The following is a 24217-nucleotide window of genomic DNA, read 5'->3' as shown; positions in this document are numbered from 1 at the left end:
TTGTTTTTAGTGCCAGCTGAATTTGTTCGTAAGGGGTGTATCGGCGGCAGTTCCGATAGCTGAACCCTTTTTCTCTTGAACGGGTGCTTCACGACGTACAGTGGAGGGTGCTGTTTTGCGCGTTAGCTATTTAGTCCCCCAGCGCCTCGCCTTCGCGCCGTGGATCGGCGCCGCCGGCCCAGGAGCTGACGCCCTGTGGATCGCGTACACGCATGATCGCCTGAGTGCCGCTGGTCATCTGCGGTTCGTCGAGTTCATGGCCCTTGTTCTTTAGTGCAGTGATCAATTGTGGAGAGAACAGCCCCTGCTCCAGTTCGGTAGGGCCATTGCGGCTGCCGAAGTTGGGCAAGTTGATCGCCGCCTGTGGGTCGAGCTTCCAGTCCAGCAGGCCGACCAGGGTCTTGGCGACATATTCGACGATTTGCGAACCACCGGGAGAACCGAGCGTGCCAAGAAACTCGCCGCTCTGGCGGTCGAACAGCAGGGTCGGCGCCATCGACGAACGTGGGCGCTTGCCGGGCTCGACACGGTTGGCCACGGGTTTGCCGTTTTCGCTGGGGATAAACGAGAAGTCGGTCAATTGGTTGTTGAGGATAAAGCCCCCCACCATCAGGTGCGAACCGAAGGAGCTTTCCACCGTGGTAGTCATGGACACGGCTCCGCCCAGATCATCCACCGCGACGATCTGCGAGGTAGAGATGCGCATGGGCGAGCGGTCGGGGGCGAGGGCGACCTGGAGTCCGGCGGGTATGCCGGGTTCGGCCTTGCCCAGACTGCGTTCGCCGATCAGCGTGGCGCGCTGGGCCAGATACGCCGGGTCGATCAGACCGGCCACCGGTACCGCGACAAAATCGCTGTCGGCGACGTACAGGCCGCGGTCGGCATAGGCCAGTCGCTCGGCCTCGGCGATCAGGTGAACGGCTTGGGGGTGCGGCTCAAGACCGGCTGCGGTCGCGCTCTTCAGTGGCGCCAGGGGCGGCAGCGCCCAGTTTTTGTCTCGGGCCTCCAGCGCCTGCAAGGTGCCGAAAATCTGCGCGATGGCAATCGCACCGGAGGATGGTGGCGGCATGCCGCAGAGCTTCCAGCGCTTGTAGTCCGAGCAGATCGGCGTGCGCTCCTTAGCCTGGTAGCCCTGTAGGTCGGCCAGCGACAGGCTGCCAGGGTTGGCACTGCCGTTGACCGCCGCAACCGTCTCTTGGGCGATGGTGCCTTTATAGAGCGCGTCGCTGCCTTCCTGGGCGATGCGCTTGAGCCCTGCGGCCAGCGGCGGGTTTTTCAGGATCGTGCCGACGGCTTTCGGGCTGCCGTCGGCGTTGAGGAAATAGGCCGCCATGGCGGGGGATTTCGGCAGGAACGGACTGGCGGCAATCTGTTTGTGCAAGCGCGGCGAAATCGGGAAACCCTCTTCGGCCAGATGGATCGCCGGCTCAAACAGCCTGGCCCAGGGCAGCCGGCCATTGTTGCGGTGGGCCAGTTCCAGGGCGCGCATCACCCCCGGGGTGCCCACCGAGCGACCGCCGATCTGGGCTTGGGTAAACTCCATGGGACTGCCGTCGGGGTTCAGGAACAGCTTCTCGGTAGCGCCCGCTGGAGCGGTTTCACGTCCGTCATAGGCGCGCACCTGCTTGCCGTCCCAGACCATGATAAATGCGCCGCCGCCAATACCGGTGGCCTGGGGTTCGACCAGCGTCAGCACGGCTTGCATCGCGATGGCGGCGTCCACGGCGGAGCCGCCTTGACGCAGGATTTCCCGCCCGGCTTCAGCCGCCAGCGGGTTGGCGGCAGCCGCCATATGTCGGGTCGCATGTTGCGTGACCATCGCGGTGCGATAACCCGTGCCGATTTCCGGGGCAGCGGGCAGGGCTGTGCTGGTGGGCGGCGGGGCATGGCAGGAGACAAGCGAGAGCGCGATGGCCAGAGAGCAAAGCGGACGGAGATAGAGGCGAGGGGTGGAAATTATCGAGTGCACTGCGTAGGGCTCCTGCCTTGAACGTGCCTGGCACTATAGTCCGTGCCGGGACGGCGAAACAACACGGGTGTTGCGCGGATAGCGGCTGCGCGCCATGGCCCCGGCGCGATCTGGCAATCGCACCGGCTCACCCGACGTTTTAGGTTATGTGGCGCGGTGGTATTAACGGCTCAGGCCAGAGTCACCATGTGTTTGAAGAGTTCCTTCAAGTCATGTTGCTGGTCAAGATTCCAGGCTATTTGAAAAAACGCCTGGGATTGTTTGTCTTTCCATATGCCCTTGACCGAGCGCAGGAATTTTTCCTCGGTGCCCAGGCGGGTAAGCGGCTTGCCGCCGAAACCGGGAAGGTCATCGACCTGTTCGCTGATGACCCGGCCATCGTTTAGCGTCACCGTGACCCGAGTAGGCAGCCGTTGTGGGGACATTTGGGTCAAGGCATCGTCTTCCTCTACCGTGAGTTTTTTCAGTAGAGCCACCAGACGCGGGTCCTTTAACGCTGTATCCGAATAGCTGGAGTCCTTGATTTCATGGTCGAGCATCGCCCGCACCACAATGTAGGGCAGGCTATGGTCAGCGGTTTCCCGGGTCTTGGGGGCGAATTTTTCGGGTGACTCGGCCGAGTACTGATGGCCGGCATGGGAGGTGGCGATGACGATGGATTTGACCTTTTCCGTGTCCGGGATGGCCTTGCCCACTTTGGCGGCGGCGGCAATCGCGGTCTGCAACAGCGCCTGAGCCGGGTAGGGTTTGATCTGGCATTCAGCGATCTTGAAGGTCCCGGAACGGCCACCGAATTGCTCGGTGTCCAAAGTGAACGGTCCCGACACTTGTTTGAAGAACCCGGCATTGCCTTCGAATGCCGGCGCAGGCCCGGTGAGTCCAGCGCGGGCCAGTTGAGCGGCAAAAATGGCGGTGCGCCCGGCTTCGGCATCAGCCAGGCCCTTCCAGTTTGACAGTACTTGCAGACGGGTCTGGTTCATCGCCAGATGCCCGGCGAATGACAGATTGATGGCTTCGGTCAGCTGTTGGGTTGAGAGGTTCATGAGCTTGCCGGTCGCCAGCGCGGCGGATGGCAGGCTGAAGTTTGGATGATCCCAGCCGCGTGCGCTGATTTGCACCGTGTCGAGCAGGCGGCAATCGATTTCATAGGCCAGCGCTATGGCCAGGATCAACGCTTGACCGGAACTTTTTTGCGCCTCGGCCACGGCCAGGCAGGGCGTGATGTTGTCGCTTGGGTGCCCGACTTCTTTCCCGGCGTAGGAGTCGTTGAGATCGAAATAACGTACCGCCGCGCCGTTGGCGAAGGACGCCAGGTCCATGTTGCTTTTGCGCGTGCTGCCGATCAGTGTCGATACGCCGCCCGGTATCGCCAGCGCCACCTCGCGCACCTTCTGCACTTGTGGCTGGTTCAATGCACCGATCGCGCAGCCCATGGCGTCGATGAAGTGTGCTTTCACGCGCTCGACGATGTTGGCCGGTAGGCTGGCGTATTGCATAGCGGCCACGTAGTCGGCCAACTGTTCAGCGAGGGAGGGTGCAGACGCAAGGTTTTTATCCTGCGCGAATGCAAAGGCCGGGCTCAGGGCCAGGCAGGTCATTGTCCCTAGCAAGCGACGTCTATTGATCATGTACGGCATGAGCACTCCAGCTTCTTTTGTTTTTAGGGATGAATCCGTGGGCAAGCGTGGTTCAATCGGTAAAGCCGTAGAAGTGGGCTGGGTTGTCCACCAGGATGGTCTGGCGATGTTCACCGGCCCAGTCGTTCAGCAGATTGACCAGTTGAGCATCGTCGGGCTTGTGCTGTTCGGTGATGTGCGGCCAGTCACTGCCCCAGAACATCCGGGTTGGCGCCCATTGCACCATCTGCCGTGCGGTCTCCAGCGTCGGTGCATAGTTGGGCGCGCCGCTGTCGCTGTTCAGATAGGCTCCCGATAATTTGATCCAAGTCTTGCCGGCCTCCAGCCAGCGGCGTAGCAACCGTGCGGCGGGGTGAGCCAGCCCGGCGTGGGGCGGCAATCGGCCCATGTGATCGATCACCAGCGGTGTTGGCAGGTGGGCGATCAGTCGTTCATGCGCCACGAGTTGATCGGCTGCCGCGTGCAACTGGATATGCCAGCCCAGCTCGGCGATCCGGGCCGCCAGGGGCGCGAGGGTGTCCCAGGAGGCGACTGCATTGGCGTTGTTCCACAAACTGAAACGCAGCCCGCGAACGCCAGCCTGGTCGAGACGTTCCAGTTCACGGTCGCTGATATCGGTCGCGACCACGGCGATACCGCGTGCTTTGCCCTGGCTGCGGGCAATGGCATCCAACAGACAGGCATTGTCAAAGCCGTAGTGCTTGGCTTGCACGATCACCGCGCGACTGCTGCCCAGATGCTTTTGCAGCAAGCCATAGTCATCCCAAGTCATGTGAGTCGGGGTTGGCGTACCGGCAATGGCCGGGGCGAAACGCGCATCGAGGATGTGCAAATGGGCATCGCAGGCGTTGTCCGGCAACGCTGGCCGTGGGCGCTCGACGCTTGATGAATGAGGTACTGATGAGGCAATCATAAGCAGGGCTCCTGGAGCGGACGGGCGACAATGGTGCAAACAGCGGCGTCGGCCTGGCGGCGATCGCACCGTCGATGCGGGCGACGGCTGCCAGTCAGAGGCGGATGAGGTCTGCCGCTCACGTCGAGCCGCTCGCAAATCATGATCGCTCACGGGCTGCTCAATGCCACCTCTCTATTATTGTTTTTGCGGCGGCGTTGAAGTCGCCGCACTCACGCGTATCGCGCCGCGATCTAGCCGAGCAGGCCGGCGCTACGCGCTCGTGCCAGCAGTGTCTGGGCGCTGCGCACGAAGGGGCCGTCGACCATCTGGCCATCGACCCTATACGCGCCAATGCCCGCTGCTTCGGCTTTGGCGGCGGCCTCGACCACACGCGATGCGTGGGCGATTTGCTCGGCGTTGGGTAGAAACGCCTGATTGGCCAGGTCGATCTGGGTCGGGTGGATGCATGACTTACCGACATAACCCAAGCGCTGGGCAGTGTCGGCTTCAGCGCTGAAACCCTGGGGGTCGTCGATCCGGGCGAAGGCTGAATCGTAAGTCGCCACCCCGGCTTCACCCGCCGCCAGGCGCAGGCTCAGGCGGATCTGGTGCAGCGCCCATTGATCCTGGCGGTCGATGCCCAGCGGCTCGAACAAATCGGCCAGGCCCAATTGCAGACCGTTGACCCTGGGGCTGGCGGCAGCAATGGCCGCTGCATTACGCAGGCCCTTGGGGGTTTCGATAGTCGCCAGGATCGCGATGGGACGGGTCATGCCGTGCTGTGTTTCGAGCTCATCGAGTCGCTGGGCGAGGGCCTGAATCTGCTCGGCGGATTCGACTTTCGGCAGGTTGATGACCTGCATCGCGGTGCCGACCAGCGCGCTCAGATCATGCTCGTAATGGGGCGAAGACGAGTCGTTGACCCGTACCACGATGATTTTGTCGGTGGGCTCTAGGGTACCCAGGAAGTCGCAAAGCCATTGGCGCGCACGGTCTTTCGCGCAGGGATCGACCGCGTCCTCCAGGTCGAAGCTGACAGCGTCTGCCTTGGAAGCCAACGCCTTGGCGAAGAGTTCGGGGCGCGAGCCGGGCACGAAGAGTTTGCTGCGCATTGACGATCCTCGGTGTTCTTCTTATGGGCCACGCCGAAGGGCGACGCAACGGGATCTATATTGCAAATCAGAGGAAGATAACTAAAGTGACTATTACTTGAATTAGAGTCCAAAAAAAATTCACTATGGATACTCGCTATCTGGAAAGCTTCCTCCAAGTCGCTCGCCTGGGCTCCACCGCCGCTGCCGCCCGTCTGCTCAATCTCACGCCCACTGCCGTGGCGCAACGAATCAAAGCGTTGGAGCATGAGATCGGTGCGACCTTGCTGACCCGCGCCGGGCGCAACATGCAGGCGACAGCGGCCGGAATGGCGTTGATCGAACCCGCCGGCGAACTGGTGCGGCGTACCCGCGACCTGAGTGCTATCGCTGCGCTGGATGTGATAGCCGGAGATTTGCGCATTGGCTGCATCTCCACCGCCCTGGCGTATCTGGTGCCCAGGGTGCTGGCGACGCTGATCGAGCGTCACAAACACTTGCACACACACCTGGAACCTGCGGTGTCCACCGAGCTGTACCGCAAGGTGGTGGCAGGGGATATCGACGTTGGCTTGATGGTACGGCCTGGTTTTGATCTGCCTAAGGAGTTCACCTGGCGCGCACTGTACGATGAACCGTTCATTGTGCTGGCCCCCGCGCAATTGATTGGCCGTCAAGCGCATCAAGTGCTGGCGAGCGAGCCGTTCATTCGTTATCACCGCCGTTCATGGGGCGGCTTGCTGGCTGACCGCTATCTACTGGAAGCCGGTATTGCTCCTCGCGAACGTTTCGAGATCGATGCGCTAGACGCGATTGCCGCGATGGTCGGTGGCGGACTCGGCGTGTCATTGGTGCCACGTTGGCATCCGCTGCACGCCAACCTCGATGCACTGGCGCAACTGCCGCTACCGGGCGCGGGTTTGCGTCGGCCGATTGGCTTGCTGTGGAAACGCAATTCGCCGAAGGTCAATCTGATCAATGCGTTTTGCGAGGCGTTGTACGAAGGGGCATCCGGGCGAGTGGGACAATTGTTATAATCCAGTTTTATTTCACTCTGAAGCTATTGAAAACTATTTTTAATCTCTTGTCGCTGAGCTCAAACTTTATTCCAACGCCGTGCGGTCGCGCCCTCCAGCGAAACGACTGACGCCATACGAATTAAGCAGTACAGCGGAGATATTTTCATGAGTGAGCGCCTCACCCCCGCGTCACGCCTCGAACACTCGGGATCCGTTGGCCCCTTGAGTGGGATCAAGGTGTTGGACCTGAGCGCTTATATCGCCGGACCTTATGGCTGCTCGTTGCTGGCCGACCAGGGCGCCGAAGTCATTAAGATCGAACCGCCCACCGGCGACAACTTGCGCAAATACCCCTCGACCCTGTCCAGCGAAAGCCGTGCCTTCCTCGGCGTCAACCGCAGCAAGCTAGGGGTTGTGCTCGACCTCAAACGCCCTGAGGGCCTGGAGACGCTGCGGGCCTTGGTACGTGAAGCTGACGTGCTGGTGCACAACTTTCGCCCCCGCGTGCCGGACCGGCTGGGGATCGGTTACGAGCAACTCAAGGCGCTCAACCCGCGCCTGATCTATTGCGCCGTCACCGGTTATGGCGAAAGCGGTCCGCTCAAAGACAAGGCCGGATACGATCAGGTGCTGCAAACCATGACCGGCATGTGCGCCGCGCAAGGCAAACCAGGCGGTCCGCCGGAAGTGCTGTATGGCTCGGTGGTTGATTACTATGCCGCCGCGCTGGTCGCCGGGGGGGTATCGTCGGCTTTGTACGAGCGAGAAAAAACCGGGGAAGGCCAGTATGTCGGCGTGTCCTTGTTGCGTAGTGCCTTGACCATGCAATCGGCGCGGCTGATCTGGGCTGAGGGCGAACCGGCCAAAATGGATCGCGACATGCGCTCCGGTGGCATTACCGGTATTCATCCGACGCGGGAAGGGCACTTGTACCTCTCGGCCAACACCCCGCATTTCTGGCAGGCGTTGTGCGAGAAGACCGGCCTGTTGAACCTGCTCGATGCACGCTATGACAGCGTGCGCAAACGCGCCGAGCACCACGCGGTGATCGTTCCGCAATTGCATGCCAGCTTGCAGGCACGTACCGCGCTGGAATGGGAAATAGAATTTGGCGATGCGGTGCCCTGCGCCGCGGCGCGTCGGATCGAGGGCATGTTCGATCATCCGCAATGCCAGGCGGAGGACTTGATCGCCGATTATCAGCACCCGGTGGTAGGGCATTATCGCGGCTTCACCCGGCCCATTCATTATGGCCGCACCCCTGGCCCGCAGCCGTTCGCGGCGCCGACCTTCGGCCAGGATTCGGATCGGGTTCTGCGCGCCCATGGATTCACCGATGAACAAATCAGCGGGCTGCGTGACTGTGGCGCATTGCTGTAAGCCGAACCCTGCATGAACGGGTGCGTTGAGCGCCCTGGCTGTTCCATCCATAACAATCACAATAGGATTTTCTTCATGCCAAACGACCTGGTGCAACACTGCGCGTTAGTCCTCCACACGTGGAGGATGGCCAAATGACCGTGGCGCTCAACACACCTCGCAGCCTGCGTACCCGGCTGACGGACAACACGATCCGCGTGTTCGAACGGACCATTCCCGACCCGTTCGTATTAGCGATCTTCCTGACCTTTGTGATCGCCCTCGCGGCACTGATCTGGGGGCCGCAGGCGTCCGTCAGCAATGTGTTGTCCGGTTGGTACAAAGGCTTTTTCAATATTTTCACCTTTGCCTTGCAGATCACGTTGGTGCTGGTGCTGGGGCACGCATTGGCCCACGCGCCTATCGTGCAGCGCTTCTTCACTCGGCTGATCGGTTTGGCACGCACTCCGGCACAGGCCGGCGCGCTGATTTTCGTCAGCGTCGCGGTGACTTCGTTTTTCAACTGGGGTTTTGGTTTGGTGATGAGTGCCCTGCTGGCGCGTGAAATCGCCAAGCGTATGCAGGTCGATTTCGCCTGGATCGTCGCGGCGGGATTTTCCGGCTGGGTAGTCTGGGCCGGTGGCCTCTCCAGTTCGATCGTGTTGGCGCAGTCCACGGCCGGCAGCCCGATGAACGTGGTGGAAAAAGTCACCGGACAGGTATTGGGGGTGGGCGAGATGGTGTTTGCGCCGTTCAATATGGTGCCCACCCTGGTGATGCTACTCGTCATCCCGTTCGTGATGGCCGTATTGCGTCCACGGGGTGACGATGTTGTCGCACTGGATATCAGCAAGCACCCGGACCCGGTACCGGAACGTAAGCCCGAGGGGCCATGGACGTTCGCCCAACGCCTGGAGTACTCGTGGCTTGGTAGTGTGTTGATGGGCGCTGGCGGCATCGCGGTGATGGTCTTTGCCTACTTTGGCCACTTGCAGTTCACCGGCGTCAACGCGGTGATTTTCGTGATGTTCACCGCGGGTATCCTGCTGCATCGCTATCCGTTGGCCTATGCCAATGCGGTGAAGAACGCCGCCAGGCAGAGCGGCTCGATGATGCTGCAATACCCGCTGTACGGCGGCCTGATGGGGATCATGGAAGCTACCGGGTTGCCAGGAGTGATCGCCAATTCCTTCGTCGCCATTTCCAACGAGCACACACTGCCGTTCTGGAGCTACGTCTGCTCGCTGGTGGTGACGTTTCTGATTCCCAGCGGTGGCGGTCATTGGGCGGTGCAGGGGCCTTTCGTGATTCCCGCCGCGGTCACACTGCATGCCTCCTTGCCGGGAACTACCATGGCCGTGGCCATGGGCGAGCAGGTTTCCAACATGCTGCAGCCTTTCTGGGCGGCGCCGGTAGTGGCGATGGCCGGGGTAGGAGTTCAGCGCGTGCTGGGCTTTACGTTCGCGACGTTCCTGGTCGGTGCCGTCGTTTATGGTGCGGCGTTGCTACTTCTTTTGTAGCGGGGCGCAGGAGGAAGTTGTGCGGCGCCCTGGCGGCTACGAAGTCGAAGCTTGCGGCCGGTGCGATTGGTGATGAGGCGATCCCCGGTGTGTATCGCCATCACCGTCGAGGTCCTGGCGTCGGCGAAGTCTACAGCTGAGCCTTTTCATACCTCAGTGCTCCACGAGACTCTATTCCAAGCCGATATTTGTTGTCAGCCGCGCTCCCAAGTTTTTCTGAATCGCTACCGTAACCGGGTGAAAATTCTTTACTGGGAGCGCAACGGCTTCTGCCCGTAACTCCAGCGACTGGATACTGGATTCATCGGCCAAAAAAAGAGTCGAGGGTCCATCGATTCGAGCCAGCGAGGCCCAGAAATAGGGCGCAGAACATCGCGGAGGGTACGGAGTAGTCGAATGGCGACTTGATCCCAAACGAGATCGCCATGGCTGCACCGAACAGCAAGAGCAGACCTGCGCTGCCGAAGGCCGCCCACCGCTGCGCGAGTCCGAGTATCAGCGCAACGCCAAATAGGAGTTCCAGCACCGTCGAGGCAAAGCCGAGAAAGGCGATCGTCGATGCCGGTGCAAACGCATTGACTTTGGCCGCATAGCCCAGAAATCGCTCGAATGTACCCCAGGAAACTCCGCGATCTCCCGGATTGCCGTAGAGCCCGAGCCGATCGCAGGCCGATAACAGGAACGAGCCACCCAATGCGACACGGCTGCCCAGCGAAAGAAGATCGAGGGCAAGAGCACCACCTAGCGTCGCGGGTTGTAGCTTGAGAATCGGTTGACCCTGTGAAGTGCTTAGGATGCTGCGAATCTTTTTGGTTGTTATCATGAGTCCTGGTTCCTAATGTCCTGTGTTGCTAGTGGTCTGTGTGGTTAGTTCTCTTAGTCAATTTCGACGCCACACCCCCTGGCCTGCGTTGTCGGCAATCCGCAACCGCGCTGGCTTGTCTGCTTTCGCCGGCCTTCACCCTACGCGTATTCATTTTTGCGCAGGTCGTTCAGCAAAATAGTCACCGTGCTCCCCGGCAATAAAATCTGCGTAAGTCAGTGGCTCGGATAGCTGAATGGCCCCATCCGGGTGAAGAAATGGCATAAGCCGGCGAATGGAAAAACCTTCAGATTTCAACAGTTCCCACATATCATTTACCGCTTGCCGATATTCCTCAGTACCGTGGTCGAAGCTGTAGCTTGACCATTCGAAAATGATTCTTAATCGAGGAGAATGCCTGATCATAGCTTGTGCTCCCGCTATGACATACGGCTCAGCTGCTTCGACATCACAATGAAGCAGATCAACTTGCTTTGTGCCTATGATATCGTCCAAGGCCAATGTCTTGGCGTTGACTTTATTCATGATTCCTTTGCCGGGAAGCCACTGACCGTTATGATCGAGAATAGACGGTACAGAGTCTTTTGACCAAAATGGGTCTGCAGAGCTCGGTTGTTCTGTTACATTGAGTTCCAGGTGACCTCCACCGGCGAACTGATAATCAAACACAAATCCCAATTCTTCTCCTGTTTCTCGATAAACGGCACGATTGAACGCAGTCGTTCGATCGGGAATGCCCGCATACATTATCGTTTTTAGCAAAGTGGCAAAGACTGCCGGATTTGCTTCGAATGAAAAGACCTTGCCCTTGTTGCCGACAATTAAGCCGCCAAGGCTGGTGTAGTACCCGAAGTTTGCGCCTACGTTGACATAGGTGTCGCCGAGTTTCAGCGTCTCTTGCACTAGCCGAGTTGTCCAAGGTTCATGCACGCCATCACGAATGATCCCTATTGCAACGTCAACATTATAGGACGGTACGACGACGTGTCCTCCCCATCGGGTTCTAACCAGGCAGAGATCCCGCCCCAGGTAAGAAACGCTGTGATCGCTTGAGGGGTTCGAATGTATTTCGTTCAGGTTGCGATTAATCTTTCGAGCGGGAAGGGTCATATTTGTGATGACATTCCGTCCGCGTATCGCAAATTTCGCTGTGTTCTTTATACCTTTAATTAATGTTTTTATCCGATTGTCGACCAAAATCCTTCCCCTCATCTCTTGTCGATTAATCTATAAAATGCGCGATCAAACGTTTCTGCGATGTTTAATTTTTCGCAGATATAATTCAGGATCTTGATTGTCTTCCAATCTACCGTTGATAAGACGGATAGTGCGACTTGTCATACGTTTCAGCAGTTCTTCATTATGTGAGGCAAATAGAAAGCCTTCATTTCTTTGAATATAGTGTTCAAGACGATCATTTGCCTTATCTTGGAATGCCTGGTCAGCAACACCAATCCATTCATCTAACAGGAGAATATCTGCCGGCTCCACCGTGCTCATGGCAAATTGCAGGCGACTGTACATGCCAGGGGAGTAGGTTCCCATGGGCATGTCAAAGAACGCACCGATATCGGAGAACGCTTCAACGTCGGAAACATATTCCGATTCCGTGATGCTTTTAATCCCAAGAAGGGCATAGCGCATCTTTACATTCTGCCTTCCAGTCAGCGCCGGCACCGTACCCGCACCGATGGTAAGCAGAGTACGTATAGATCCATAAACCTCCACCGTGCCCGATACTGTCGGTAGCATCCCTCCTATTAATTTGAGAAGAGTGGTCTTTCCGTTACCGTTTCCACCGACAATGCCAATGCGTTCACCCCGGCGGACCTCAAGGGATATGTTTTCCAATGCCCTCAGGACGATGGACCCATTGCGTCGGCGGATTATCCGAGGATCTGTGCCAACGACCTCTTCCTTGACTCCCCTCAAAGGAATTTCGACAGTGGCGTTACAAATCCGAATTACGATATCCATGCTAAGACATCCATCTGTAGACAACAAGACAGCGATTTGCCGGAAAAAGAAGATACGACACAGTGAACCCCATCGCGATCAAACCGACGCTAATCAAGATCGAGGTAAGGGGAAAGTTTCCATCAATAATAGGGGATCGAGCCAGCTCTATGAGGTGATAAATTGGATTAAAGTCGACCAGCCATCTGTGAGACTCAAGGCGATCGGGTGCCCAAAGAATCGGAGTCACTAGGTATATCGCAAATAGGATTTGAGGTAAAAAACCCCGAAGGATCCTCACCCTGTCGAAGAGATAGGCTAGGGGAAGGGACCAAGTGAGCAAAACCAGCGTTAGCAGAAATAGACCTACGGCAAACGCTAAGTAACTAGCATTGAATATAGTTGTCGAGTTCGCAAAAAGAATAATTACAAACGATCCGCAGATTTTCAACAGCAAGGCAACTACAAATTCGTAAGTTGAAGAGAGATTGCTTATGAAGCCAGAAATGTTGGGGAACGATATGTAACGCATGGCCTTGTCGTTGGAATAGGATATGTCTGAAACGAAAATCGAAATACCTTGCCAGATGGAAAACGATACGGCGAAAAATGGAATGAATTTTTCCAAGGGCTCGTTGAAAACGAGCCCCATAACTGATCCCAAAAGGAGAACGTGGATCAATACCGAGATGAAGGGGGCGATGAGCCCCAACCCCGAATTGCGTTTGTTTTCCGCAATATCCGCCAGATAAAGCTGCCATGCCAGCTTTCGTTGTGATACGAGAACATGTATGTCTGTAAAAAAATCACGTTCAACCCATCGCCATTGATTGCGCTTTAGCATGGGGTTTAGTTCTCCTTTATCAGTCGCCTCGCCGCAGCAATGTAACTTGCTGAGCGATGCTCGACGCTAAATTTTTCAAGATAGTTTTTTCGAGCATTAATGCGATCGGCTCGATCACCGTCGGTCAGCAACAATTTTTCCGCCAACTCCATATGATTTCCGATTTCAAAAAAGGAAATCGCGCCGGGCTGATACCGATCCAGTTCGCCGAAACACTTCGTGCGTGAACAATATAAGGGGCGCAACATATCAAGTGCCAGAGCCGCGGGTCCTGATGACGTCTGACCCACCTCTGCATATGGAAGTACCACGGCGTCGCACGCTAACATCACCTGATTGAACTCTTCATTTCCAAGCGCACCGCAAAAATGCACTCGCTTGCTCAACCCTTGATGTTTTTTGATCACCTTGAGCAGTTTCTGGATATAGGGCCGTTCAACGCTTCCTCTGTCGACTCCCTCGGGGTGCAGACCGCCCACTACAAGTAAATGATAGTGGCTTGGCAATGCGCTCAAGGCTTTAATTGCGATTTCGATTCCCTTGTAGGGTGATAAAAATCCGAAGCAACCGACTAATGTAGCACCGCTGCCGATGTTCATCTGCGCCAGGATTTTTATTTTGGCAGCATCATGACTCATGTGTTCTCTAACGCCCTTGCTGATGAAAGCAAGCGGTTGGTGTGTAATGTTGTCTTTCCGGACGCCGAGCAATGTAAAGTTCTTTGCTTCACGCGCAGTTTGAACAATGTGATGAAATTTTCCAGGGTTTCTGCGGAATTTTGCAAATAACCTATTAAATACGTAGTTACCTCGCCACGCCCGCAAATAATCGACCATGCCCTGCCGGCTGAAATGGAACCTTGGGCTGTCAAAAGAAGGGACTGTATGGTAAGTAATGATCACCTTTTTACTCTTTCGAATTATGGCGTTTAGATTGCTCCAAATCTGCGTTGGCACGAAACCCAGAAGACCGGGTTCGAATTGAATGTTAATAATATCGGCGCTCTCAATTTTTTGCAGGAGAATATTAAATTCAGCTCGCGCCGCGCGTTTTGCATAGGGGGATTGGGATCTGAGAAGATCAACAGGCAATGACGCGATTTCTACATCGAAGTCATTCTGTTGACGCAAAGGCAGTTCCAGGAACTCAACGTATTGGGCTATTCCACACGCACGGCGATAACTGGAAACGATCAATAATTTTGGTAATTTCACTGTTTGATCAAACCGCGATTTTATATCTAAATATTCCATAAAGCTCCCCGCAGACGAATGGCTGCAGCATTGCATAGACCGATGAGCAAAGGTCTGTCGGATTCAGAACGATGACTTTTTGAGCGTCCGATGTAATGAAGCCATCAAGGCATTCAAATTTGGTGAATTGGAGTACGGGCCTTCAGTGAGGGTGGGCACCTGGTCTTCGGCACAGTTCATGTTGATGCCAATCTTTGCTGACGCGATAGATGACCGTCGGCAGGCATTGTTAACTCTCCTGGTTTTCCCCCAGACATCATTTCTCGGTACATTTCGGCGTATGCGCGACCCATAATCGTTCCCGAAAAGGTCTCTTCGAAGCGGCGGCGAGCGGCCTTGCCAAAACGTTCCGACTCAATCGTCTCGTGAGCCAGTCTATTTATGGCATCGGCGAGAGCCTGGACATCATTGGCCTTGACCACCAGGCCCGTTTCTCCCTCCAGGTTTACGAAGCTGGTACCTGTACCTATTTCGCAGGTGATCATTGGTTTACCGAACATGGCAGCTTCAACTAACGAGAGGCCAAAGGCTTCCGAACGCCTGTTTGACGGGAAGACAAATGCGCTACATTGTTCAAGCAATGCGGTCTTTTCTCGATCGGAAAGCGCACCTACAAAGTGTACATTTTTCAGGCCGAGTGTCGCGGTGCGTCTCTTCAGATCCTTTTCCATCGGCCCGTTTCCAACTATAACCACGTCAGAATCAATCCTTGCTGCAGCCTCCAAGAGGATGTGCAGGCCCTTGTAATAGCGAAGCACGCCAACAAAGAGAAAAAACGGCCTCGGAAATCGAGAGCGCCATGTTTCTTTTTCTTCTAACGTTGATGGAGGATAGTCGGCCTCATCCAGTCCAAGGGGTATAACCGTTGTCTTTGATTTGTAACGCTGCAGCACCAGGCTCGTTTCGATATAGCGAGGTGATGTCGCGACAATACGGTCAACGCTTGATAAGAACCGATGCATCAGTATCGTATAAATCCGCAACAAAAATTTTTGCTTGACGATATCCGAATGATAAGTGACCACTGTCGGCTTGCCGGGAGGGGAAGTTAGGTGAACGATGTCCATCATGGGCCAGGGAAAATGATAATGAATGATGTCCGCCTTTGAGGCCAATTCACGAAAATGTGTGATCACTTCCCGCGAAAAGCCGGTGGAGGCGAATTCAAAATCAAGCTTTGACTTATAAGCTATATGACCGCCAAACTCGATGGTGGCGTTTTCGGGATTTCTGCTCAGGGAAAGCACATCGGATTTTATGCCGTAATTCGCGGCTCCTCTGGCAATAGCGTGGATCGCACGTTCGATACCGCCAAAAGTATCCGGCCAATAGGTCTTATAGAAATGCAGAATCCGCATAACGCTCCTGTGCTGGCCTCGAATGGCGAGCGACTTTTTCGAAGGGTATATCCGTTGTGCCTGGTTTCCCTCGCATAGGCTCAGGGAGGCGTCGCGAGAGAGATTGGTTGGGCGCGTGGATCCCGGGTCTTTCCGGCTTGCGATGGCCCTTGAACCGCCCTGATCATGTGTTTGTCGAAGGGGGCGCGACATTTCAGCGACCGGCGTTGAGTTGCTGCGACATAATCGAGATATTGCGTAAGAGCGCTGACGAGGTGATAGAAGATCGAGGCGGGTACGTCTTCGGCCCTGGGTCTGCCCTTTTCATCGATCACGTCAATCCACAGACCCCGCGGGGCTTGTTCGATATGCCAGCGGAATAGACGCCCCACCCGCGCCTCGACTTCTGGCTTGAGATCGGGTCCTCCATTGCCATCGAGTGCAATAGCTGCCCTCACAGCCTCGGTCTGGGGCCAACTACGCGATTGGGTATCAAGCGCCAGGCCATGGCGAGAAACAGCGCCATAGGCGAGTTCCGTGGTGCGGTTCAGGCCGTTGGCAATGGCTGAGGCATACAGTTTGCGTGCGTGGCGGATGACATCTTTCTGACCGGATGCCGCGGCAAAACTAGACAAAAGATGGGCCCATTCAAAATGATGTCCAGGCTCCGTCCACTCGCCTTTTTCGCCCGGTGCGCGCTCCCAATCGTCGGTAAAATACTCGCCGAGTGTCCACGTCTCTGCATCGAAGAGGTGCTGGCGGAACAAATCGACAATTCGTGCGGCCTGCTGAAGATAATCCCGGTTCCCCGTTACGTCGTACCAGGCCAGGAACGACTCAAGTAGATGCATATGTGGATTGGATCGACGTAGGCCGGTATCCCCCGGTACTTCCAGAAAACCCCGCAGCTTGGAATCGGCAAGATACTGGTCGAGGAAGGTAAAGGTTTGCGTGGCAAGATCGAGCGCCTGCGGATGGCCCGCCCGATGGGCATGTGCCAGTGCCAAAAGCACGCAGGATTGATCATAGGCATCTTCTGTCCCATCGAGGACCGTACCATCAGGATTGAATGTCTTGATCCAGCCGCCACGATCCGTCCGGCCATTGGCCGTGATGAACTGTATACCGTGATCGATCAGATCATTGGCCGGTCCGTCCCAGCCCATTTCATGCGCCACTGCGAAGGCGTAGATCTGCCGCGCCGTGGTGCGCATCCGCTTGGGTCTGGTGATGGGGGTGGCATCGAAAGTCAGTGCCTCGTGGAAGCCGCCGTAGCGGCGGTCGACACCGACCGTCGACCAAAGCGGCAATGTTTCCTCGAACAGCCAATGGCGAACCCGCTTCTCATAGGCACCGATTAGCGGCAGGCGGTCCTGCGCCGGTGTGAACTGGGTTTCAAGGCGGCCGGTTTTCTCCAACTGCTCGACGATCTTGCGAACATTCTGACTTTCGGTGACAGGCGCAATGAATGTTGCATCGCAGGTCGACACGACAGCGAGATCGCGAAGGCCGATGGCGGAAAGCAGGCGACCATCGCTGCGCAAATAGCTGTTCTCGCAATCGATGGCGACGACATCGCCAACGATCACATTACCGTTGCTGTCGGTGGCGCTGACTTCGAGCAGCGATTGCCACGATCCGAGATCGTTCCAGCGAAAACGTGCCGGAACCAGCGCAATGTCTTGCGCATATTCCATGATGGCGTAGTCGAAGGAAATGGCCGCCACCTGCGCATAGAGATTATGTGGCAGATAGGTTCCACAGACGTTGCTTGTCGCTTCGTCGAGCGCTGCCACGGCCCCATCCCAGATCTTCGGCGCATGCGCCCGGAACGCATCGCGCATCGTGCTGGCACGGAAAAGAAAGATGCCGGAATTCCAGAGGAAATTCTTGGAGGCGAGGTACTGGGCCGCAGTTTCCTCATTGGGTTTTTCCACGAACTTTATAACGTCACGGATGTTTCCGTTCTGCGGACCCACCTCAATATAACCATAACCGGTTTCTGGCCTGTCCGGTTGGACGCCGAAGACCACGATACGACCGGCCATGGCCGCGTCTGTGCCGGCTTCTACAGTGTTCCAGAAACCGCGATCCGTGGTAATTTCGTGATCGGACGGAACGACGAGCACCAGATCATCGCCATGTTCGCGCAGCGTCGTCTCTGTTGCCAACACAATGGCGGCAGCCGTGTTACGTCCTATCGGCTCGAAAATCGCTCGCCCGCCCGACAAGTCGACGCCGCAAAGGTCTCGGCTGATGCGCTCCGCATGACGTTCTGAGGTGAGTAGATAAACCGGAACGCAGGTATCGCCTTCTCGTGCACTCATACGTTTGACCGTGCGCAAAAGCATGGAGCCCTGGCCGGACAGGTTGTGAAACTGTTTAGGGAAGTCTTCACGCGATAAAGGCCACAGACGTGAGCCCACCCCGCCGCTCATGACAAAGCTGATGATCGTTGCTTGTTGGGTCATTTTTATACAGCAATCAAATTAGTTGAGAAGGAGTCGGGATAATGGTTGTCGCCCTTTTTCCGTCCCGAGGTATCGAGCCACTTGATCTTCAGTCCCTGGACCGGACACCCAGGTGAACCCACCAAACCGAGTGCCCTCCATTGACAAGCTATGCCCCTTATTTGCCTGCCACTTGGCGTTATCATTCAGTGGATGGAGTTTTGTGACGCAAGTTGGCAGGGGCGTATTATCATCGCGAAAATTTGCCCAGGTCTTTGGGATAGCTGACGGAGCTTTTGTTGGAGAGGACAGAAAATAAAAAATCGGCGGCGCTAAGGTCTGACTCAATGCCGTTCGGTTCACCGACGGCATGTAGATAGATGTCGCCATCGGCGCCAGAGGCTCATGACATCTTGACAAGAAAAATACTAAGAGAATTTAGCTAATGGATGACGGGCGATACGAAAGGCGGCCGGCTATGGTGGGGCATGCAGCTGCGTTATCCGACCCGCTGCCACATATTCTGCTTATCGACGACAACCCGGAAGATATCCGCGCGACGCTCATTCTGCTAAAGACGCAATCATGGCGCCTTTCGGTGGCCTGTGATGCCAGCCAAGGCTATCAGCGGGCGTTGGCATTGCGTCCGGACTTGATCGTTCTGGATGTCTATATGCCGCAGATGGACGGTTTCAGCCTGTGTCGGCTATTGCGCGAGGCACCGGCTACCCGGCAAACACCCATCCTCTTCTTGTCTTCGGCGAACAGCTCTGTCGAGCGTCTGGAAGGGCTGACATTGGGCGGGGTCGACTATATATCGAAGTCCTGCGAACCCGAGGAGGTGCTGGCGCGCATCCGTATCCATCTGCAATTGACTTGGCGCGAACGACCGGCCCGCCAGTGCGACCCGACAGATCCGGCATTGGAAGGTGATGAGATCGTTCTACGTGCGGCGATGCGCCTGATTGGAAACCAACTGGACGACATGCCCTCGCTGGCTGAAATCGCACAAAAAGTCGGCACCCATGAGAAACGCCTCTCTCGTATATTCCGCGAGCATCTGGGACTGACGGTGTTCTCCTACATTGGCGATGCACGATTGCGTCGCGCTCAGGAGTTGCTGGCCGAAAGCTCCATGAGCATCCAGGATATCGCCGAACTGGTGGGTTTTCGCAGTGCCTGTAATTTCGCCACGGCGTTCCGACAGCGACGAGGTATGGCACCCAGCCAGTTCCGTCAGCAAGCCCAGGGCGTTGCTGACGAAGACTTGGCTGGACGCACATAGTGTTGCCGTTACAGTCTTTGCTGCTGATGGTGGGCTTGTTGTTCGCCAGCCTTCTGCATGCGGCTCAGGTGCCACTCTGCCAAGCTAATTATCTGAACGTGCTGTCTGCTACGCAGATTTTCGAAGACCCGCAAGCAAGGCTGAGTTTGGAGGACGTTACGCAGCTTCCCGCCGCGCGTTTCAAGGCCACGACCACTGACTGGCCGACTCGGGGTTACAGCCACTCGGCGTTTTGGTTGCGGCTGCAGTTGACTAATTCGAGCGATATGAGCTGCTTGCGCTGGCTGGTGGTCGGCGCTCCACGCCTGGAAGATATCCAGGTGTACCAATGGAACGCCGGGCGCTGGAGCCGTTCGCATGCGGGAAGCGCCTATCCCCTGGACGAATGGCCGCAGCCGGCGGCGCGCCAGCCTGCCTTCCAGGTCTCGCTGCCGGCGGGAGAGACCGTCGTGCTGTTGGTCCGGGTGACCAGCACCTCACAGCTATTCCTCGGCCCACAACTCTGGGCGGAGCGAGTGCTTCTTCGAAGTCAGCAACATACCTATCTGGTCGATGGGCTGACGCTCGGCATTGTCTTATTGATCGTCCCGTGCGGTCTCATCGTTGGCTGGATTTTGCGTTCTCGGTTGTTGATGGTCAATGCGAGCGCGGTACTCGGCTATATTCTGCTGACTTGTATCGTAAACGGCTATCTGGTGTTTTGGCCCGCCGCGCTCGGCTGGGCGCGAGAGTTACTGACGTTCGCCAGTGTCGCCACGTTCGCACTTTTTCTTGCTTATATGCGCGTGCTGCTACAGGTCTCTCGGTTGCCCGGCATCATGGGGTGGATATATGGCGTGCCCCTATTGGGTTGTGCGCTCGGTAGGCTTTGGTGGTTGAAGGTCGATTCGGTTCAGGGCGCGTATTTTGTCCAGATGTCCCTCTTGAGTTTCTACGGGGTGTTGCTGCTTACGTTATTTTTTGGCTGGCGAAGAAGGCTGACCTACAACTGGATGGCGTGGTTGGTCTCGGGGCTGCTGTTGCTACAACTGGCGATTCGATATTTTTTCCGGCTGGATCAGTTGCCCTGGCAGTCGCCCGAAGACAAATACGATTTATCCTCGACCTTGCCTGGCGTGGCTTTGCTGGTGTGTACATTGATCATGGAAGTCAGCTGGAGTCGAAGCCGGGAAAAGCACGCGCTGTCCAGCCTGGAACAACAACGACAAGCCGAGCATGAGCGTCTTGAAAGCACCGTGGCACTGCGCACCGCGCAGTTGCGTGAGTCGCTGGCGGCACGCAGTGGGTTGATGGCTCGGATCAGTCATGACCTGCGTTCGCCGCTGGTGCGCATCATTGACTATGCACGCCTGTTGCGTGCCGGGCCAAACCGGGATTATCAGGCCAATATCGAGCGCAATGCTCGCCAGCAACTGGAGCTGATCGACGAGATGCTGGAGTTCTCCCAGGGAGAGCTGGAGCAGATGCAGCTAGCTCTCGCGCCAGGGTATCTGTACGGCTTCCTGCGGGAGATCGAGGACGAGGCAGGCTTTCTCGCATCGCGCCAGGGCAATAGCTTTGAGGTCGTTCTGTCGGATGACCTGCCGGTACTTGTGCAGGCGGATTTCAAACGCCTTCGGCAGATACTGATGAATCTTTTGGCAAACTCGGCGAAATTCACGCGCAACGGACATATTCGCTTCGAAGTGACTTGTTGCCCAGGAGCGACCCCTGAGACTGTGGAGTTGTGCTTCGGTGTAGTCGACACAGGAATCGGCATTGATCCGGGAGAGTTCGACCAGTTACTTCAGCCGTTTCGCCGTGGACGCAATGCGCAACGCTACGAAGGCTGCGGGCTGGGCTTGTCGATCGTCACTCAATTGCTGGAACGTATGAACAGCCGGCTGGAACCGCAGACCACGGAGCAGGGCGGCAGTCGCTTCAATTTCCGTCTCCAGTTGAAATATGCGCGAGAACAGGAGCTGGAGAACGGCATCCTCGATAACAATACCGCGCCCTTTGATGGACAGGGTAAACATATCCTGTTGGTCGATGATATCGGGCAGAACTGCGAATGGCTGTACGACCTGTTGGCCGGTTACGGCTTTGAGGTGAGCATTGCGGCGACCGGACAAGAGGCTTTGGTCGGTCTGGGAGAACAGCAGGTCGATCTATTGATCAGCGATCAGATAATGCCCGGTATGAGCGGTTGGGAACTGCTGCGACGCGTGCGCGGTCGGTGGTGCAGCTTGCCGGTGATGCTCTATTCGGCGGTCCCGGCCCGCCGGCCCAACGATCATCCGGCTGATCTGGTATTCGATGCGGTATTGCTTAAGCCTGCGGATAGCAGCGAATTACTGGCTTGCGTCAAGGCACTGACCCTCTCAGATACAGTGCGGCGCGCCAGGGCAGGGGAGCAATAATATGCTCGGTTTGGGAGGGAGATTGCTCTTGCTCGGCAGCCTGTCAACAGTGCCCTGGGCGTCGGCCAATGTGGTGGATGAGGCGCTGGCGCGACGCATGTCATCGTCGCCAAACAAGCTGGTGCTCGACGAGACGCCGGTGACCGCTCGGCGGCGCGAGGAAAACCCGCAGCAAGTGCCGATCGCCATTAACGTGCTTTATGGCGAACAACTTGAGGAGGCCGGCCTGCATAGTCTGCAAGACATTCAGCAGCGGGTGCCCGGACTGGTGGTGTCTGGCCACGACAGCCGCTATACCGGTATCGGCCTGCGTGGGTTTGGCGCTAGCGCATACAACGATGGCTTGGAAGGCAGTGTCGGCACCTACGTCGATGGCGTTTATCTGGCGCGCCAGGGCATGGCACTTACCGAGTTGCTGGATATCGAGCGCATCGAAGTGCTGCGTGGACCGCAGGGCACGTTGTTTGGGAAGAACACCACCGCTGGTGCGTTGAATATTGTGACTCGACAACCGACTTTTTATCCCGAAAGCCAGCTTGAAGCCAGCTACGGCGAGCATGGCATGCGCCAGTATCGTGGGACGATTTCCGGGGCGGTGCTCGACGATGTGCTGGCCGGGCGCCTGAGTATCTTTGACCGCACGGTCGACGGGCGAGTGGAAAACCTGGTGGACGGAGCCCGGCTCGGTGATGCGGACAGCCAGGGGCTGCGCGGGCAATTGCTATGGACGCCGAACGTGGACTTCAGTGCGCGCCTGATGGGGGATTACGCTCAGCAGAACGAGGCCGGCAATGTCCTGCTGGTCAATCACTACGGCACGCAGACACGCGAGCGGGCCAAATTCTTCGGTTATCCGCTGTCGGAGCCCGACCCTTACCGGCGCCAGACGCGAATCGACGCACCGGGGCGTCCCCGCACCCTACAAAACGGCCTTTCGCTGGAGTTGAACTGGGACCTGGACGATGCGATGCGCTTCACCAGCATCACGGCTTACCGTGACTGGGACTACCGCGCCGGGCGCGACGGCGATAGCAGTGCCCTGGCGGTGGCGCAGTCAGACACTGAGCTCGGGCACCGGCAATTCAGCCAGGAACTACGGCTGTCCGGCGCGGCAAGCTCGTCGCTCGATTATGTGGTCGGACTGTACTATTTGCGTCAGCACCTTGACCGTGAAATTGACGTCGAATTCGGCAAGGATGCCGCGCCCTGGTTCGTTGGCGACCAACTGGCGGTATTGCACGACCTTTATGGCATCACCTTTACCGATCCCTCCCAGGTTCCGGCCTTACTGTTGGAGGGCGCCCGACAGCGCTTTGACGGCGAGCAGCGAAGCGACAGTCGAGCCCTCTACGGTCAACTTTCCTGGCGCCCCCTCGAACGCCTGGAGCTGACCGGCGGGCTGCGTTACAGCCGCGAGCGCAAGGACGGTTGGATTTCCCGAGACACCAGCAACCTCGCTTCGCTGGCCGGTTTGCCTGCGACTTTCCAAGCGGGTGGCCAACTGTTGCGTGACATCGCTCTGGGTGGCGGCTATTACCGCCAGGATTCGATGGCGCAAGGTAACCTTTCCAGCCTTCTGAGTGCCAGCTATCGCGTTAGCGATGCGGTGATGGGATACGTCAGTTGGTCGCGTGGCTACAAAGCCGGCGGGATCAATTTCGATGTGGTCGGTCCATTCACTGCGCCCACCTTCGATGCCGAACGTGCGACGTCGCTGGAGCTGGGCATGAAGACGCGCTTTTGGGATGAGCGGGCGATGCTCGATCTCGCCCTCTACCAGACGGATGTCGACAGCTATCAGGCGCTCACTTATAGCCCCCCGGCCTCCCTGTTCGCGCCACCGCTACGCGACAACCTGATCAATGTCGGCAAGGTGCGCCTGCGCGGTATCGAACTGGATTCAGCCTGGCAACTGCATCCCCGGCTCAACCTGCGCGTGGGCCTGGCCTGGAGCGATGCGCGCTATCGCAGTTTCGCCAACGCACCTTGCCCGCCGGGCTCGGGGCAGTGGACCTGCGACCTCAGCGGTGACCGGCTATACAACGCGCCAGAATGGAATGTCAGCAGTGGCTTGGACTATACCCATCCACTGCCCTACGGACTGGAAGCTTACAGCGGTCTGGATTACAGCTTCAGGAGCGGGTACTACGGCACTCTCGAAAGGGGCGAAGGGAGCTATCAGCCCAGCTACGGCCTCACCCACTTGCGCGTGGGGCTGCGTAGCCAGGACCGTACATGGGAGGTGGAAGGCTGGGTGCGTAACCTGTTCGACCGTCGCTACATCACCGCCGTTTATTCGCTGCTAGGGGCCGGCGACTATGGGGTAGTGCCCGGCGATCAACGGACAATAGGCACCACCGTTCGGATGCGTTATTGA

The 24217-nt window shown here is 57.2% G+C and carries 17 protein-coding genes; 6 read left to right on the top strand and 11 right to left on the bottom strand.

What is annotated here, in order from left to right; translation table 11 throughout:
• Nucleotides 1-130: 130 nt before the first annotated feature.
• The 4 genes from BMX68_RS12495 to BMX68_RS12480 form a co-directional block, all read right to left on the bottom strand.
• On the bottom strand, nucleotides 131-1960 hold the full coding sequence (locus BMX68_RS12495; protein ID WP_176987692.1) for a gamma-glutamyltransferase family protein: 1830 nt from the start codon (nucleotides 1958-1960) through the stop codon (nucleotides 131-133).
• 179 nt (nucleotides 1961-2139) lie between these two features.
• The gene (locus BMX68_RS12490; RefSeq protein WP_211208502.1) at nucleotides 2140-3597 is read right to left on the bottom strand and encodes an MmgE/PrpD family protein; all 1458 of its coding nucleotides are present in this window, start codon (nucleotides 3595-3597) and stop codon (nucleotides 2140-2142) included.
• 61 nt (nucleotides 3598-3658) lie between these two features.
• On the bottom strand, nucleotides 3659-4519 hold the full coding sequence (locus BMX68_RS12485; protein WP_017133179.1) for an amidohydrolase family protein: 861 nt from the start codon (nucleotides 4517-4519) through the stop codon (nucleotides 3659-3661).
• Nucleotides 4520-4752: 233 nt separating this feature from the next.
• Entirely contained in the window at nucleotides 4753-5613 is an 861-nt protein-coding gene (locus tag BMX68_RS12480) for an HpcH/HpaI aldolase/citrate lyase family protein (RefSeq protein WP_017133178.1), read from the bottom strand.
• Nucleotides 5614-5738: 125 nt separating this feature from the next.
• On the opposite strand from BMX68_RS12480, the gene BMX68_RS12475 reads away from it, so the two are divergent.
• From BMX68_RS12475 to BMX68_RS12465, 3 genes are all read left to right on the top strand, one after another.
• Nucleotides 5739-6629: a LysR family transcriptional regulator gene (locus BMX68_RS12475; RefSeq protein WP_017133177.1), complete on the top strand. Its 891-nt coding sequence runs from the start codon at nucleotides 5739-5741 to the stop codon at nucleotides 6627-6629.
• 147 nt (nucleotides 6630-6776) lie between these two features.
• Nucleotides 6777-7991: a CaiB/BaiF CoA transferase family protein gene (locus BMX68_RS12470; RefSeq protein ID WP_017133176.1), complete on the top strand. Its 1215-nt coding sequence runs from the start codon at nucleotides 6777-6779 to the stop codon at nucleotides 7989-7991.
• A 134-nt stretch (nucleotides 7992-8125) separates the two neighbouring features.
• Complete coding sequence (locus BMX68_RS12465) at nucleotides 8126-9490, top strand: short-chain fatty acid transporter (protein ID WP_017133175.1); 1365 nt, start codon at nucleotides 8126-8128, stop codon at nucleotides 9488-9490.
• Nucleotides 9491-9791: 301 nt separating this feature from the next.
• Here the strand turns inward: BMX68_RS12465 and BMX68_RS12460 are convergent, their stop codons facing one another.
• The 7 genes from BMX68_RS12460 to BMX68_RS12430 all read right to left on the bottom strand — a co-directional run bounded on the left by BMX68_RS12460 (nucleotide 9792) and on the right by BMX68_RS12430 (nucleotide 18174).
• Nucleotides 9792-10313 (bottom strand): DoxX family protein, encoded by a 522-nt coding sequence (locus BMX68_RS12460; RefSeq protein ID WP_017133174.1) that lies wholly within the window; start codon nucleotides 10311-10313, stop codon nucleotides 9792-9794.
• A 150-nt stretch (nucleotides 10314-10463) separates the two neighbouring features.
• The gene (locus tag BMX68_RS12455) at nucleotides 10464-11510 is read right to left on the bottom strand and encodes an FkbM family methyltransferase (RefSeq protein WP_218145910.1); all 1047 of its coding nucleotides are present in this window, start codon (nucleotides 11508-11510) and stop codon (nucleotides 10464-10466) included.
• A 45-nt stretch (nucleotides 11511-11555) separates the two neighbouring features.
• Nucleotides 11556-12290: an ABC transporter ATP-binding protein gene (locus tag BMX68_RS12450; RefSeq protein ID WP_017133172.1), complete on the bottom strand. Its 735-nt coding sequence runs from the start codon at nucleotides 12288-12290 to the stop codon at nucleotides 11556-11558.
• Nucleotide 12291: 1 nt separating this feature from the next.
• Nucleotides 12292-13113 carry an ABC transporter permease gene (locus BMX68_RS12445; protein ID WP_017133171.1) on the bottom strand — a complete coding sequence of 274 codons (822 nt, stop codon included), beginning with the start codon at nucleotides 13111-13113 and terminating at the stop codon, nucleotides 12292-12294.
• Between the two features lie 5 nt (nucleotides 13114-13118).
• Complete coding sequence (locus tag BMX68_RS12440; protein WP_143063283.1) at nucleotides 13119-14366, bottom strand: glycosyltransferase; 1248 nt, start codon at nucleotides 14364-14366, stop codon at nucleotides 13119-13121.
• 176 nt (nucleotides 14367-14542) lie between these two features.
• Complete coding sequence (locus BMX68_RS12435; RefSeq protein WP_017133169.1) at nucleotides 14543-15724, bottom strand: glycosyltransferase family 4 protein; 1182 nt, start codon at nucleotides 15722-15724, stop codon at nucleotides 14543-14545.
• A gap of 80 nt (nucleotides 15725-15804) precedes the next feature.
• Complete coding sequence (locus BMX68_RS12430) at nucleotides 15805-18174, bottom strand: AGE family epimerase/isomerase (RefSeq protein ID WP_082712641.1); 2370 nt, start codon at nucleotides 18172-18174, stop codon at nucleotides 15805-15807.
• A gap of 457 nt (nucleotides 18175-18631) precedes the next feature.
• On the opposite strand from BMX68_RS12430, the gene BMX68_RS12425 reads away from it, so the two are divergent.
• From BMX68_RS12425 to BMX68_RS12415, 3 genes are read left to right on the top strand one after another with little or no spacing between them, the layout of a single operon-like run.
• Nucleotides 18632-19438: a response regulator transcription factor gene (locus tag BMX68_RS12425; RefSeq protein ID WP_017133168.1), complete on the top strand. Its 807-nt coding sequence runs from the start codon at nucleotides 18632-18634 to the stop codon at nucleotides 19436-19438.
• On the top strand, nucleotides 19438-21840 hold the full coding sequence (locus tag BMX68_RS12420) for a hybrid sensor histidine kinase/response regulator (protein WP_017133167.1): 2403 nt from the start codon (nucleotides 19438-19440) through the stop codon (nucleotides 21838-21840). Before BMX68_RS12425 ends, BMX68_RS12420 begins: the two co-directional genes overlap by 1 nt.
• A gap of 1 nt (nucleotide 21841) precedes the next feature.
• The gene (locus BMX68_RS12415) at nucleotides 21842-24217 is read left to right on the top strand and encodes a TonB-dependent receptor (RefSeq protein WP_026013307.1); all 2376 of its coding nucleotides are present in this window, start codon (nucleotides 21842-21844) and stop codon (nucleotides 24215-24217) included.

It is taken from the genome of Pseudomonas agarici, from assembly GCF_900109755.1.
GTDB classification, from domain to species: domain Bacteria; phylum Pseudomonadota; class Gammaproteobacteria; order Pseudomonadales; family Pseudomonadaceae; genus Aquipseudomonas; species Aquipseudomonas agarici.
The sequence above is the reverse complement of the archived record's forward strand: the minus strand, read 5'-3'. Positions and strand labels throughout refer to the sequence as shown.